Source organism: Haloplanus aerogenes (assembly GCF_003856835.1).
Taxonomy (GTDB): domain Archaea; phylum Halobacteriota; class Halobacteria; order Halobacteriales; family Haloferacaceae; genus Haloplanus; species Haloplanus aerogenes.
In genome coordinates this window covers 2665607-2679067 of record NZ_CP034145.1, presented here as the reverse complement: position 1 = coordinate 2679067, position 13461 = coordinate 2665607, and the positions used below count along the sequence as shown (strand labels likewise).

The window sequence follows — 13461 nt, the reverse complement described above, 5'->3', positions numbered from 1 at the left end:
ACCGCTACGCGCCCGCTACGCGTCGGGTCCGTGTTCCTCGTACGCCTCCGGCGTGTACGTCTTCATCTCCATCGCGTGGATATCCGTCGTCATGTGTCCCTCCAGCGCGTCGTACACCATCTGGTGTTGCTGGACGAGGGGTACGCCCTCGAAGGCGGGCGAGATAACGACCGCGGCGAAGTGGGCGTCCTCGTGGTCCTCGTCCGGCACGCGGGGTTTGGTGACCGTCGCCTCGGCGTCCTCGATACCTTCCTCGATCAGACGTTCGACGTCCGCGGTGTCCATACCGTATCCGGGGCGGCCGCGGCACAAAAACCGTCCGCTACTGCGAGACGGGCGAGCGGAGAAGACGACCGCGCTCTACACCGGCCGATGGACGGCAGAGACGACGACGGCGCCCGCCTGTTCGACGGTGTGCTCGACGACTTTCATCTCGATGCCGTCGTGCCACGTCCACGAATCACGGGTCTCCTTGGCGGTCTCGATCCCGCGAGTGATCCGCTTTTCGACGTTCGACGCGCTCTCGCCGCTCCCTTCGAAGAAGACACCGCCCTCCTCCGCGGTCGCCCAGCCGAGCCCCGCCGCGATGGTTTCGTCCTGCACCAGCGACTCGTTCTCGGCGAGGATGACGGCGACGAGTTCCCCCACGTCCCACCGTTGTTCGTGGGTTCCTTGCTCGACCACGGTCGCGCCCTCGGGGATCACCGACGAGAGCGTGACCAGATTGTAGTTGTGGATGCCACCCTCGCTCAACGCCTTGTCGAACGCACTCAGGGTGGTCTTGCCCTCTCCGGTACCCCAGACGATCTCGATGTCCATCGTAACTCGACCTTGCAAACACCCTCACAAACCACTTGCGTATCCGCGTGGTCGGCTCGGATTCCGGTGAGATTGGTCCGGCGCGAGCCGCGCTTTCGACTACTGCTGGTATCGTCGCTCGTCGCTCTGATCGAACTGTGAGACGCTGTTGCCGCTCATCTCGTCGTACGTCATTCCCGAGAGATACTCGTCGTAGGTCACGTCGTACCCCTGCCGGAGGTGGAAATCGAGGTCGCCGGTGTCGACCGTCGAGCGATAGAGAGCGTGGATCGCTCGCCGAACGAGTTCCTCCCGATTTCCGTCGAACGCCGCCAGCAACATCGCGAGTTCGTTGCGCGTCTCCCGATCCAGATCGACACGCACCTCGTCACCGAGGTCGCTGTAGGCAGCTTTCACGTCCGCGTTCAGGTCGTCGAGACTCATAGCGGTGGCAACGAGTGGCCGCCGAATACGGCTTTCGACTGATGCTGGCCACCGTTCCGAGACGGTCATCACCGCCCTCGAACCATCACGTCTAACCCACCCCGTCCCTACCTGCCGACGATGACCGGAACCGAGCGCGAGGACGCCGCGCTCCCCGACGACCTCGACGCCGTCCGCACGGCCTTGATCGAGTGGTACGAGGCCGATCACCGCGACTACCCGTGGCGACGGACCGACGATCCCTACGCCATCCTCGTCTCAGAGGTGATGAGCCAGCAGACTCAGCTAGATCGGGTGGTCGAGGCGTGGGACGCCTTCCTCGACCGGTGGCCGACCGTCGAGGCACTCGCTTCCGCCGACCGGAGCGACGTGGTCGCGTTCTGGTCCGACCAGCGCCTCGGCTACAACAACCGCGCGCGCTACCTCCACGAGGCGGCGGGACAGGTCGTCGACGACTACGGCGGCGAGTTTCCCGAGACGCCGAGCGAGCTACAGGAACTGATGGGCGTCGGCCCCTACACCGCCAACGCCGTCGCCAGTTTCGCGTTCAACAATGGGGATGCCGTTGTCGACACGAACGTCAAGCGGGTACTCTACCGCGCCTTCGAGGTTCCGGACGACGATTCTACCTTCGACCGTGCCGCCCAGACTCTCATGCCCGCCGGCGAGTCCCGGGTCTGGAACAACGCGATCATGGAACTCGGCGGCGTGGCCTGCCAGCAGCGTCCCCGGTGTGACGAGGCAGGCTGTCCGTGGCGGGAGTGGTGTCGCGCCTACGAGACGGGCGATTTCACCGCGCCCGACGTGCCGACCCAGCCGAGTTTCGAGGGGAGTCGGCGGCAGATGCGTGGGCGGGTGATTTCGGCGCTGAAGGAGTACGACGAACTCGCGCTGGACGAGTTGGGGCCGCGAGTGCGGGTGGACTACGCGCCCGAGGGGAAGTACGGTCGGGAGTGGCTTCGTGGGCTCCTGTCGGATCTGTCCGACGACGGGTTGATCCAACTGGAGGAGCAGGAGACGACGACGGTCGCTCGTCTCCAAGCGTAACTCGACCGTGCGATGCGATGTTATTTCGTCCGCTCTTCGTCGTCGCCGTCGGCAGTGACATCGAGACGGTAGAGGGTGCCCTGGTCCGTACGATGTGGATTCACCTCCACTTTCGTCTCGACTGCGTCGCCGTGGGCGAGGGGATTCCGGAGGATAACCAGTTCGAATCCCTCGGAATCGGTGCTTCCCTCGTACACCCGGTACAGGTAGTAGTCGTCACCTTGCTCGCGAGCCTTCGCGAGTTCGTTATCCGAGAGCGTGACTGCTCCTTTCCGGCTCGTACTCCCTTTGACCTCGATATGTCTGTCGATCAGCTGAACGTCTGGATCGGATTTGAACGCCGATCGATCCTCTTGGCTCTCGAAGCTCAGCACATCACAGCCGTAACCCCGATTGCCTTGGATGTGTGCGACGGGGAGTGGGAACCGATTCTCGTGTTCCTCGAACCGGGCCGCGATGGTCTCTGCACGGCCCGGATTCGCCGTTCGACGCGAGCCGCCTGAGGACTGCTCCTGTGTTCCCGTCCCGACTCGCCTGATCGAGATGGTTTGTCCAGATATTGGGTCCAGTTGACCTTCCTCGGCAGTAATTCCCGTTATCCGGTTCGGCTCAGCCTGTCGGTTATCGCCGTCGTCGCCAGCCTCCGTCTCCTGTTCTTCCGTGACGTTCTGTGTCTGTTCTGGTTCCGGCACCGGCTCCGGATCGGGGGCTGTCGGTTCCGGGAACGTGTCTTTCCTGACCTCTCGGTCCAGTCGCTCCACCGCGTTTCGTAGTCGCTCGGTGGCAGCGTCGTCACCCAGCAAGACACCGAGTCGGTCTACCCTGTCGTTCGCGGTCGTTAGGTAGAGTATTTCGCGTCCGATGTCGACGTCCAAGATGTCCGCGAAGACGTCGCCGATCAGTCGAGCTAGTCGGTCGTCTCGGAGTCGCTGATAGCTGTCGACCGATTCGGGGATCAAAAAGACCCTCGACCCGTCCGGCAGGAACTCACCTTCGGACAGGGTGATTTCGAACTCGTCACCGCCGACCGAGGCCGTCGCAGTCACCGACCGACAGAGGACGATCTCGAGGTCACGGATCGTGTTTCGCTCCGTGAGGTCGTCGTCGCTGTCGACGCGAAGCGCGTACACGAATGGCTTCAGGTCGTCTATCCATGCCTCGAAGTTCTCCTTCTGCGGGTGGGGTTCGTCCCTGATATTCGAGATGTCGATACTGCTGGTGGAGAGTCCTTTCACACCGAATAGCTGTTCCACCTTCGAGACGCCGCGTCGTTTGTCGAGGGCTAATAGCGGATATTCGTCGGTGATCGGTGTCGGAATTGATTCGCTGTCGGCGTACCGAAGTTCGGTGACTGGGTAGTAGTTGGATGTTCCGTCGTCGATTCCGAGCATCTCGCCACCGTCGACGAACTCACCGTAGAGTTCGGCTGGTGGCGTCCCGTCCTTATTCGCGTAGAGGGTTCGATATACGCGTGGCGCCACCTCTCCGGCGGGATCACGCTCCGGCAACTCCGACAGTATTCGGTAGAACGCATCCCAAGAGAGATCGGTAATCGTGCTCGTCACGCCGATCTTTCGGAGGGTAGTCACGACCGCCGTTTCGTCGATTCCGGACCCCTCGAGGAGTGGATGAGCCATCTCGATGGTCGGGTAGCCGATGAGTGGTGAGATCTCCCGTGCGAACTCGGCCGTCGAACACGTTTGTGGGGGCTGTGGTTCGCCGTTCTCGGTCGGGAGCCACGCCGATGTCTTGAGGAGCCACAGCGGGTGAGATGGGATCGACTGTCCGCTCAGGGTTCGCCAGTACTGCTTGTACTGTGGCTTGATTTCGAAGGCTCCGTCGATGTCGCCCTCCTGCCGCCACTCGTCGAGCGTCCGGCCGATCGTCGTCAACCACGCGAGGATGGCGTGTGGGTCGGCGTGGGTGAGAACCTCGGCGAGGCGATCGACCGTCTGTACCTCCGTGAGCCGGGACCGCGTTCCGCTCACGCGCTCCGCGGATTCCTTGGTGAGTGCTTCGAACCTCGCGGGATACTCGAGCGAATCGACCACGTAGTCGTGGTACGCCGGGTCGTCGGGTCGCACGCGCTCGATTCTCGGTTCGTGAGCGACGCCCAGCCAACACAGAAAGTCTTCCAGTCGCTCTCGATCGTCACTGAATGGTAGTTGTTCGGGATCAGCCACGAACGAACTTGGATCGACCGGTCCGTACAGTTGTTCCACGAGGTCCCCGTTTGGATACTCCGCGGTGAGGTAGAGCGAGTCGGCCCGCTCGACTGTTCCCGTCCGCGTCGGTATCTCGATCGGGATATTCGACAGATTGACCCCGTCTACGCCGAGTTGATACAGCTTCCATAGCACCTCCAGCATCTCCATACGCCACTCGAGTTCGGCATCGGGGTCGTCCTTGACTCGTCTGTTCGCCTCCGCGGAGACGGACTGGACCAGCCCCGAGAGGTTGTACTCCCTGACGCCGAATGCACTCAGTTTCATCCGGAGGTCTCGAATGGCTCTCAGGTTCCACCGTTCCCGTAACTCGGCCGCGAGTTCGGGGTGGAGAATCCGCTGTGGAATCCACTCGGGGAGAGTGACGGCGTCATCTTGCGGTGGGAGAAACACGGTCGTTCCAGCGTCGACGGTGGCTCGGTCCGAGTCGATCAACAGAGCGGGTGGAGACTCGTCTTCGATGATATCCTCGTCGACGAGTCTCGCGATGAGTGTGGCCCGTGTCTCCAGCGAGAGGTCGCTCGCTATCTCGTTGATCCGCCGTTTCAGGTCGTCGTATCCGATGGACTGGACATCCAGTTTCTCGAGTTGGGTGTCCACCTCCGCGTTGTTGACGTGGAGACAGATATCGTCGAACCGCTCGCCGTGCAGCAAGTCGTCGAAGTTTCCACTGATCCGGTAGGCACAGTCGGGCGTCGTGAACGTCCCATTCTGCACGGGAATCAGCGCTCGAGACGACGCCTCCATCCGGAGCATCTCGTCGAACGTGTCGCTCCCGTCGATCGACTCGAGTTCTTCGAGCGTGCTTCCGATCTCGCCGCTCGAGGAAACTGTCCGAAGCGCCGCCCACGGATCTTCGATCGACTTCTTTTCCTCGGCAGCGTTCACCATCAACGACGCCAGTTTAGTCGCGACGAATCGGTTCGTCTCGCTGTTCGTCAGGTGGTCTCGGTTCTCAGTCACTTCGAACGTCGCGTGCGCCAACATCGGAAACGGGAAGGAGACCTTCGTCGGGAAGAAGACGAATAGGTTCGATGTCGATTCGAGCCTGTCGAGATCCTCAGGTACGGCGATCTTTATTTCGTACTTGTCCTCCGTCTGTGACGGTCGCCGGTACGCCGACGGGATCTCTCCGGATTCCTCGAACAGTTGCCAGCTAACCGAGTCTCCGTCTTCTCGGTGGATCGTCACCGCGTTCTCGGTTCGATTCACTCGCCACTCTTCGTCGCGCTCGTCGCTTCGAATCCGGATTCGACCAATATTGCGAAGGAAGAGCGTGATCTCCTCGAACAGCGCGTCGATCTCTCGCTGTACCTTTGCCCGCTGTTCGGCTTCCGGAAGCGGAACGCCGATGACAGTGTCGTAGCCGTTCGTTCTGAGCTGACACCCTCGGTTGTACACCTCTCTCAACTTCGGATCGTCGACCTTGCCGTTCGACAGCAGATGCGGCGTACTCAACGTCGCGATCGGGGTCGCAATCCCCCGTTTTTCGAACCGTCTCGCCTTCGCATCTATCTCGTCGTCTTCCCGAAGACGTTCGAGTTGCGCAGACGCGAACGCCTCGGAGAAGCCGATCGAAACATCGCCGCTATGAACGACGACACGTGATGCCCAGTTCAGAACCGAACGGAATCCCAGACCCTTGTAGCCGATGCAGTCCTTCCGGAATTGTTTTGGGCTGTTGTCACTCAATATAAGAGAACTCACGCCCTCCGGTGTGAACGCAGCGCCCGTGTTCGCGACGAACAGCCCTTGATCGGTCAATTCGATCAGCAGGTCCACGGGCTCTGCGTAGTCTCGGCCGGCGTCGTCGGCGTTCTGTATCAGTTCGAGCATTCCACGCCCGGAGTAGCCTCGAACGGCTTCGGCCTCGCGAGTGTAGTCCGAAAATATCCGATCCGGATCACGCCGGTAGACATCTTCCATCTTCGATCGCTGTTCGCGTAGCCACTCCTCCCACCCCTCTTTCTGGAGGCCCCGTGTCATGGACCTACGGAGCAGGATCGGAGTTAAATGACTTTTCACAAATATATCAGCTCTGATATTCGTCGTCAGCAGCCGGCCTCGGGAACGGCGACGTGTTGCTGTGACGGCCGCCGAGGATTTAACCACCTCCCTCCCCGTTAGGTGTGTACTATGCGCATGGAACTCCGGGTGTGCAAGCTCTGCCACGAAGGGGAACACGGCAACGAGCAGAAGACGGCCGTGACGCGTGATATGGTCCGCTGTGCGCGTCGCGTCCGGGAGTACAAGGACCTCATCGGCCTCGACGAACTCCACATCACGATGGTCACGGAGGGCGACCCCGGCGGCGCCGAGGCGCTCCCGGTCGTCGTCGCCAGCATCGAGGGGGATCAGATCTCCCTCTCCGATACGCAACTGGTGATGGAGGACGACGACGGCAACTTCCTCGTCTACCCCGAACCGAAGGATATCCTCGAAGTCCTCACGCGCAACATCGACCAGATGAGCGAGCAGACCCGGCAGGACGTGACGGTCGAACTGTCGGCCGAGGGCGCCGAGTTGCTGTCGGCCTAGGGCTCGGGTGAGGGGTAGTTGCCCCGACCGGTCTCGGTCGTTCCGTTGGCGACGATCCAGCCGTCACGGGGACCGGTTACGCGGAAGGTCACGTGGTCGGTGTAGCTGTTGCCGGTCCACCCGCCGGCGAACCACTCGTTCGACCCGGTGAGCATGATACTGCCGCTGACTCGTGCGTCTGCGGGCGCGTCGTACGAGAGGTAGACGGGGGCGTCGTAGTCGAAACACGCCGTTTCGTCCTGATACGGAACCCGGCAGTCCGCGAGTTCGCGTGTCGCCGCCGGGTAGAACGTCGGCGACTCACCCACGGGGGTCCGCGTCTCGATGGGGTAGGTCGCCTCCTGCGTGACGTGTACGCGCACCGTCCGCTGGTCGACCCTCTGGTGGTTCGGATTCGAGGGGTCGTACTCGGATTCGGAGATCTCCTCGCGGCGCCCCAGGCCGTCCTCCTCGACGAACCGGTAGTAACGCGTCTCGACGACGAACTCGTCGGCGGTGAGTTCGAGCATCGGGCCGTACGCCGTTTCCACGACTGTCGCGTCGAACGCCTCGACCGTGCCGTTGGGCGCGACGACGTCCGCGTCGACGACTGTCTCGCCGTCGACCTGCGGAAGCGGGACGCGAATCGTCACGTCCTCCAGCGTGCCTGTCGCGTCGACGCCCACGCTGTAGTCGTAGGTGCTGGAGTAGCTCTCGGGGTTCGGCGCGAGGAAAGAACAGCCGGCAGTGAGCGTGAGGGCGGCGAGCAGGAGGGCGAGGATGGCCTTCCGTGACATCTCGTTCATAGGTCGGCGCCGCGAGATAAAACGATTCGGGAGGAGGGGACGGTTCGCCGGTCAGTCGTCGTCGGGGTGACCGCCGTCGGTCGCCGCCGGCTGGCGACGGTCCTCTTCGAGTCGGCGCTCCCACCGCACGCGCAGGAGGTTACCGTACATCGAGAGGACGAGGCCGACGAACAACACGAAGATGCCGGCGTTGATGCCGATGGTGAGCAGGAGGCTCTCTGGCCCCCCGCCCACCGTCAGTTCGCGTGGCACCGGATACCCCTCGTCGAAGATGGAGCCGACCATGACGCTGACGATACCGACGACGGTGAGCACACCCATGACCGTGCTCACCGTGCTCCACGACGGAGCGAGGCTGAGATCACTGATCCCGCCGTCGGCGTGGGTCTCCGGGATCAGCTCTCGGGGGATGAACGCCTTCGGTTCGACCGGGTAGAAGGCGGGGTGGAACCCGTGTTCGAAGATGTGGAACATGACCCCCATCAGCATGATGACGCCCAGCAGGCCGTGGAAGATCACGAAGCCCATCGCGGCCGTCTTCGTGTTGAAGTACTGCATCAGGCCGGTCTTGCTCCAGATGAGCAGTCCGCTGACCGTCAGCAGGAACAGTTCGACCGCGAAGATGAACACGACGCCCTTGCCGATGTAGGAGAGCAGTGGGACGTCGTCGGTGTCGCCGCCGGCGAACTGTTTTGCGGCCGGGTGACGCTCGTCGGCGTTCCCGAGGGCGAACTGCACGTCCTGGATGAACGCCTTGATGTCTTCGCCGGTGGGCATGACATCCTGGAAGTTGCTCCGGCCGGTTTCGCTCGTGACCATGAGTGTGGCCCAGAAGCCGATGAGGGCGATGAGCCCGAAGCCGGCGGCGCGGTGGAGCGCGGTGACGCTCTCCGGCCCACCCATCAGCGACAGCAGCCACCAGAGTTCGTCGTTGAACGTCAGGCTGTACCCCGTGAAGAACAGGGCGAACACGTCGAGGGCCAGCAACGAGTGGAACGTCGTCGTGACCCGCGTGAACTTACCGTGGTCGAGACTCGTCATTCGGTCTCACCTCCGTCGGTCGCGACGGCCTGTTGACTCCCTTCGTCGGGGCCCTGCATCTGCCCCGCGAGGCGACGGAACGCCGCCCAGTGGATGAACACCATCAGGAGGATGAACAGCCCCATGATCACGTCCGCCGCGTGGACGACGGCCACGAGGAAGTCAAGCCACGGCACCGTGTTGCCGGCGACCCAGTCGGCCCCGATGCCGCCACCCTCGACCGTCGGCGCGACGCGGAACAGGCCCTCGTAGAAGACGGCCGTTCCGGCGGCCCACCAGACGGCGACGACGGCGAGGACGATGCCGACGATGGCGCTGATCACCACCGAAACTTTGCTGTAACCGCTGGTTTCCGGAAGGTCTTCTTGGTAGCTCATTTAGAACACCTGTGCCTCCTCTTCACCGAAGATGATCTCCATGGCGACGTCGTTGAAGAACGTGCCACTGTCACGACGCTCCAGTTCGGACGAAATCTCCTCGGCGTTGCCGACGAGAATCGCGTCCGTCGCGCACTCCTCGGCGCACGCCGGCCCCTTGCCGACGTCCTGCCGTTCCTCGCACATGGTACACTTGTCCATCGTCCCGCCGGTGCCGAACAGCTGCGCCGACGCGTCGTCGGAGTCGGGGAACTGCGGCGCCCCGAACGGACACGCCGACAGGCAGTACTGACAGCCGACACAGAGGTCGTCGCGCACCTGCACGAAGCCGTCTTCCTGTTTCATCAGCGAGTCGGTCGGACAGACGGACACACACGGCGCGTTCTCGCAGTGGTAACACTGCATCGGAACTGCTGTCTCGCCGGGCGACTCGCCCTGTCCGAGGGCCCTCGCGCTGTGGGCGTTCAGCCCCTGCGCGCCTTCTTGGCCCTCCAGCATCGTCGAGATGCTGATTCGCTGTTCGTCGACCGACGAGTCCCACGTGCGTTTGCAGGCCACGACACACCCGCCACAGTCGATACAGGCCTCTACGTCGGGGAAGATCCGGGTGTCTTCGCCCCCAGTGCTGATGACCCCCTGCCGCATTATCTCTTTGTTGCTTGACATATTCACCACCTCCTATTGGACCGTGTTGTGATCACGGACATCGAAGTCTTTCTGCTGGCCGATACCGTCACGGTCCTGCGGGAACTCGAGGTCGACGTCCATATTGAGTTCCTCGAGGAGGCTCTGTGTGGCCGGGCGGATCGCCACCATCGACACTTTTGTCTCCTGCATCTGGGTCTCGACGTCGTAGCCTCGCGACGTGATGGCGTTCGCCGAGTCGCCGATGGCGTACGGAACGGTGCCTGGCGGGTACTTGTCCTCCAGGCTCTGTCCCTTGAAGACGCCACCCCAGTGGAATGGCAGGAACACCTCGTCGTCGTTCGGCCGGTCGGTCACCCTCGCTTTCACGAGGACCGATCCGCGGTCGGTCGAGGAGATGACGATCAGATCACCCCCGTCGACGCCGAGGTTCTCGGCCTTGTTCGGCGTAATCTCGGCGTACATGTGCGGCTGAAGGTCGGCGGTGTGGATGTTGCTCCGTGTCTCCGAGCCGCCGCCCTGGTGTTCGACCTGCCGGCCCGTCGTCATGATGGTGTCGAGCGCCGGCCCGTCGCCGTCGCCGTGGATGATCTGCATCGCCTTCTCCTGTTCTACCGCGTTGTTCTGGTCGAGGCGGTAGAAGTTCCGTTGCTGGCCGTTCGCCGGCCACTCCTCGACGAGTTCCGGATGCGGGCTCTCCAGCGGTTCGCGGTGCACCGGCGTCGTGTCGATGAAGTTCCAGACGACGGCACGCGCCCGTCCGCGCCCCGTCGGCGCGTCGGGCTGCCTGTAGTCGTACTGTTCGTAGAACGCCGGGTCGATGTTCTGGGTCTCCGAGATGTACTGGTCGAACTCGGGGCTCCCGGTGTTCGGGTTGTTGAGCGCCTGCGCGGCGGTGTACACCGACCGCTGGTTGTCGAGCGCGTGTTGCTGCGGGATGGTGAGTTCGTCGGACTGGGTCCTCTGAGTCGGATCGACGAGGCTCTTCGGTGGCGTCGTCTTCCAGCCCGGATACTCCGGAATCCCGTGGATCAGCCCGTCGCTGGCCGTGTCGGCTGCCGACGCCCAGTCGGGGTTGTACGGCGCTCGCGTCAGGTCGAGGGCGTCCTCGACGCTGTCGTACCGGTCCCCGACGGCGTCGATCGTCGCCTGGAACGGGTACTCCTTGTCGGTGTTCATCTGCTCCCACTCTTCGGGGCTCGGTGCCTGGACGCCCCACCGCGTCCGGAAGTCCTGTCCCCCGTTGTTGGGGTTCATGTCGTCGTTCCAGATGATCGGCGTCCCGGGGTGTCCTTCACCCCAGCACGGCCAGGGGAGGCCCCAGTACTCGCCCTCGACGGGCGACCCTTCCGAGGCCTGGAGCGTCTCGTGGGAGAACGCGTAGTCGTACTCGAGGTGTTGCTGGAGGCGTTCCGGGGTCTGGCGGTATCCGATGGTGTTCGTCCCGAGGTTGAACTCCCGGATGACGTTCTCGTAGCTCGATTTCCCGTTGTGAATCTCCGGGCCAGTTCCCCAGTCGAAGTGTTCACCGAAGCCGAGGTGGTCCGCCAGTTCCTGCATGATCTGCAGGTCGGGCTTCGAGTTGTGGGACGGGGGACGCACCGGCTCCGACCACTGGATCGAGCGGTGCGTGTTCGTCAGCGAGCGGTAGTGCTCGTACTGACTCGACGCCGGGAGGACCATCACCGGCGGCCCCTCGTCGAAGTCGGGGAGGACGCTCGCGACCGACGGGAACACGTCGATGACCACGAGCAAGTCGAGGTTCTGCATCCCCTCTTTCATCTTCTCCATCTCGCTGATGGAGTTCGAGGAGTGACCCCAGAAGACGGCAATCTTCACCTGATCGGGCTGGTAGATCGGCGTCTGCTGCATCCGATCCTCCTGATCGAGCGCGGCTTCGAACCAGCGGGCGACGGTCAGCCCGCTCTGGAACATCATCGAGTTCGGCGCCGGATTGTTGGGGCCGTACTGACCCTCGCCACTACTTCCCGGGAACTCGTCGGGGTCCTCCGCGTCGGTCGCCCGGACGTACTTATCCGGCGGCATTACCTCGAATCGGTTGTACATGTCCGCGAACGAGGTGGACCCGCTCGTGTACGGGTTCATGTCCCAGACGTCCGCCCACCACGACCAGCCACCGGGTGACAGCCCGTAGTACCCCGGGAGGATGTGGCTCGCGACTGCGAGGTCGGTCGCCCCCTGGACGTTGGCGTGGCCACGCATGACCTGGAGACCACCGCCACTGCGGGCCGCACTCCCTGACGCGAGGCTCGCGGCGGCGTAGGACCGGATGTTCTGGGTCCCGTTGTTGTGCTGGGTGCCGCCCATCGCCCACTCGATCTGGATGTGTGGGCGGTTCTCGTTGAACAGCTCGGCGAGGCGCTCGATCTCTTCGACCGAGAGCCACGTGATCTCTGAAACGGTCTCCTTGTCGTACTTGTCGAGGTCGTCCTCGATGTCTTCCCAGCCCTGGACGCGGTCGGTGAGCATGTTCTGGCCCGTATCGTCCGCGTCCGGGTCCAACGCCAGCCCGTACTCGTCGCGGAGCTCCTTGATGATCCCCATCATCAGCGCCACGTCGGTCCCGGGCCGGAACCGCATGAACTCGTCGGCGTGGGCCGCGGTCTTCGTGAACCGCGGATCGAGCGTCAGAAGCGTCCCGCCACGTTTCTGCCCCTCGAGGATGTGCTGCATCGCGATGGGGTGGGCCTCCGCCGGGTTCTGCCCGATGACGACCAGCAGGTCGTAGTTGCGGTAGTCCTGCAGCGTGTTCGTCATCGCCCCATAGCCCCACGTGTTCGCGAGGCCCGCGACCGTCGTGGAGTGACAGATCCGCGCCTGATGGTCGACGTTGTTCGTGCCCATGAACGCCGCGAGCTTTCGGATGGCGTAGGACTCCTCGTTGGAGTGGTGGGCACTCCCGAGGAGCATGACGCTCTCGCGGCTGGCCTCCTCACTTACGTCGACGGCCTGATCCGGCGAGACGTTCGAATCCGGCCACAGCGCACGAATGTCGGTCGCCAGCCGGTCGTAGGCCGAATCCCACGACAGCTTTCGCCAAGCGCCGTTCTCCCGAACCATCGGGTGTCGAACCCGTTTCTCCGAGTGTTCGGTCTCGTAGATCCCAGCACCCTTCGAACAGAGCGACCCTTGGTTTATCGGGTGGTCCTCCCACGGTTCCATGCCGACGAAGGAGTCGCCGACGCGTTCACCGTGGAACCCACAACCGACAGAACAGTAATTACAGATCGTCTTCGTACGCTCTCCCTCTGTGTCAGCAGCCGATACCTCCGCCTCACCCGTCTGGGCGAGCGCTTGACCCGCACCGCCACCACCAAGGGCGACGGCGCCCGCCAACGCGCTCGCCTTCATGAACGAGCGCCTGTCAAGGTCTATCGAGACTGGTTCTGTACTCATGGTGTGTGTTGTCCCCTCGACATGCGCGTGTCATTCGCTCGCACGCGCATATAATAGGCAAATGGACCGACATTATATAAATTAATGTGTTTAGGTTGACCTAATTTCAATGACTTTCGTTCCTCCCTCCCCCATTTGAAACTG

The 13461-nt window shown here is 62.9% G+C and carries 11 protein-coding genes; 2 read left to right on the top strand and 9 right to left on the bottom strand.

Features of this window, described 5'->3' with window-relative positions:
• Nucleotides 1–15 precede the first annotated feature (15 nt).
• The 3 genes from DU502_RS13760 to DU502_RS13750 all read right to left on the bottom strand — a co-directional run bounded on the left by DU502_RS13760 (nucleotide 16) and on the right by DU502_RS13750 (nucleotide 1242).
• Entirely contained in the window at nucleotides 16–285 is a 270-nt protein-coding gene (locus tag DU502_RS13760) for a BolA family protein (RefSeq protein ID WP_121920273.1), read from the bottom strand.
• Nucleotides 286–360: 75 nt separating this feature from the next.
• Nucleotides 361–819, bottom strand: coding sequence for a pyruvoyl-dependent arginine decarboxylase (locus DU502_RS13755; RefSeq protein ID WP_121920274.1), 459 nt, complete (start codon nucleotides 817–819; stop codon nucleotides 361–363).
• A 99-nt stretch (nucleotides 820–918) separates the two neighbouring features.
• Nucleotides 919–1242 (bottom strand): hypothetical protein, encoded by a 324-nt coding sequence (locus DU502_RS13750; RefSeq protein ID WP_121920275.1) that lies wholly within the window; start codon nucleotides 1240–1242, stop codon nucleotides 919–921.
• A gap of 120 nt (nucleotides 1243–1362) precedes the next feature.
• Between DU502_RS13750 and DU502_RS13745 the strand changes: the two genes are divergently transcribed.
• Nucleotides 1363–2289: an HhH-GPD family protein gene (locus DU502_RS13745; protein WP_121920276.1), complete on the top strand. Its 927-nt coding sequence runs from the start codon at nucleotides 1363–1365 to the stop codon at nucleotides 2287–2289.
• 20 nt (nucleotides 2290–2309) lie between these two features.
• On the opposite strand, the gene DU502_RS13740 is transcribed toward DU502_RS13745, so the two are convergent.
• The gene (locus tag DU502_RS13740) at nucleotides 2310–6500 is read right to left on the bottom strand and encodes a DUF3883 domain-containing protein (RefSeq protein ID WP_121920277.1); all 4191 of its coding nucleotides are present in this window, start codon (nucleotides 6498–6500) and stop codon (nucleotides 2310–2312) included.
• A 150-nt stretch (nucleotides 6501–6650) separates the two neighbouring features.
• On the opposite strand from DU502_RS13740, the gene DU502_RS13735 reads away from it, so the two are divergent.
• Entirely contained in the window at nucleotides 6651–7052 is a 402-nt protein-coding gene (locus tag DU502_RS13735; protein WP_121920278.1) for a hypothetical protein, read from the top strand.
• Here the strand turns inward: DU502_RS13735 and DU502_RS13730 are convergent.
• Genes DU502_RS13730 through DU502_RS13710 form a run of 5 tightly spaced genes read right to left on the bottom strand, consistent with a single transcriptional unit; the run spans nucleotide 7049 to nucleotide 13317 of the window.
• A complete protein-coding gene (locus tag DU502_RS13730; protein ID WP_124897085.1) occupies nucleotides 7049–7828 on the bottom strand; it encodes a hypothetical protein in 780 nt (259 codons plus the stop codon). The genes DU502_RS13735 and DU502_RS13730 overlap by 4 nt on opposite strands.
• Before the next feature lie 60 nt (nucleotides 7829–7888).
• Nucleotides 7889–8878 carry a cytochrome b/b6 domain-containing protein gene (locus tag DU502_RS13725; RefSeq protein ID WP_121920280.1) on the bottom strand — a complete coding sequence of 330 codons (990 nt, stop codon included), beginning with the start codon at nucleotides 8876–8878 and terminating at the stop codon, nucleotides 7889–7891.
• Nucleotides 8875–9255, bottom strand: coding sequence for a hypothetical protein (locus DU502_RS13720; RefSeq protein ID WP_121920281.1), 381 nt, complete (start codon nucleotides 9253–9255; stop codon nucleotides 8875–8877). The genes DU502_RS13725 and DU502_RS13720 overlap by 4 nt, the downstream gene beginning before the upstream one ends.
• Complete coding sequence (locus DU502_RS13715) at nucleotides 9256–9921, bottom strand: 4Fe-4S dicluster domain-containing protein (protein ID WP_121920593.1); 666 nt, start codon at nucleotides 9919–9921, stop codon at nucleotides 9256–9258.
• Between the two features lie 12 nt (nucleotides 9922–9933).
• Nucleotides 9934–13317 (bottom strand): formate dehydrogenase subunit alpha, encoded by a 3384-nt coding sequence (locus tag DU502_RS13710; protein ID WP_121920282.1) that lies wholly within the window; start codon nucleotides 13315–13317, stop codon nucleotides 9934–9936.
• Nucleotides 13318–13461 lie beyond the last annotated feature (144 nt).

Coding starts and splice junctions, on each gene's coding strand:
- DU502_RS13725 (WP_121920280.1), bottom strand. CDS start 8,878: ATGACGAGTCTCGACCACGGTAAGTTCACGCGGGTCACGACGACGTTC.
- DU502_RS13735 (WP_121920278.1), top strand. CDS start 6,651: ATGCGCATGGAACTCCGGGTGTGCAAGCTCTGCCACGAAGGGGAACAC.
- DU502_RS13720 (WP_121920281.1), bottom strand. CDS start 9,255: ATGAGCTACCAAGAAGACCTTCCGGAAACCAGCGGTTACAGCAAAGTT.
- DU502_RS13715 (WP_121920593.1), bottom strand. CDS start 9,921: ATGTCAAGCAACAAAGAGATAATGCGGCAGGGGGTCATCAGCACTGGG.
- DU502_RS13710 (WP_121920282.1), bottom strand. CDS start 13,317: ATGAGTACAGAACCAGTCTCGATAGACCTTGACAGGCGCTCGTTCATG.
- DU502_RS13750 (WP_121920275.1), bottom strand. CDS start 1,242: ATGAGTCTCGACGACCTGAACGCGGACGTGAAAGCTGCCTACAGCGAC.
- DU502_RS13755 (WP_121920274.1), bottom strand. CDS start 819: ATGGACATCGAGATCGTCTGGGGTACCGGAGAGGGCAAGACCACCCTG.
- DU502_RS13730 (WP_124897085.1), bottom strand. CDS start 7,828: ATGTCACGGAAGGCCATCCTCGCCCTCCTGCTCGCCGCCCTCACGCTC.
- DU502_RS13760 (WP_121920273.1), bottom strand. CDS start 285: ATGGACACCGCGGACGTCGAACGTCTGATCGAGGAAGGTATCGAGGAC.
- DU502_RS13740 (WP_121920277.1), bottom strand. CDS start 6,500: ATGACACGGGGCCTCCAGAAAGAGGGGTGGGAGGAGTGGCTACGCGAA.
- DU502_RS13745 (WP_121920276.1), top strand. CDS start 1,363: ATGACCGGAACCGAGCGCGAGGACGCCGCGCTCCCCGACGACCTCGAC.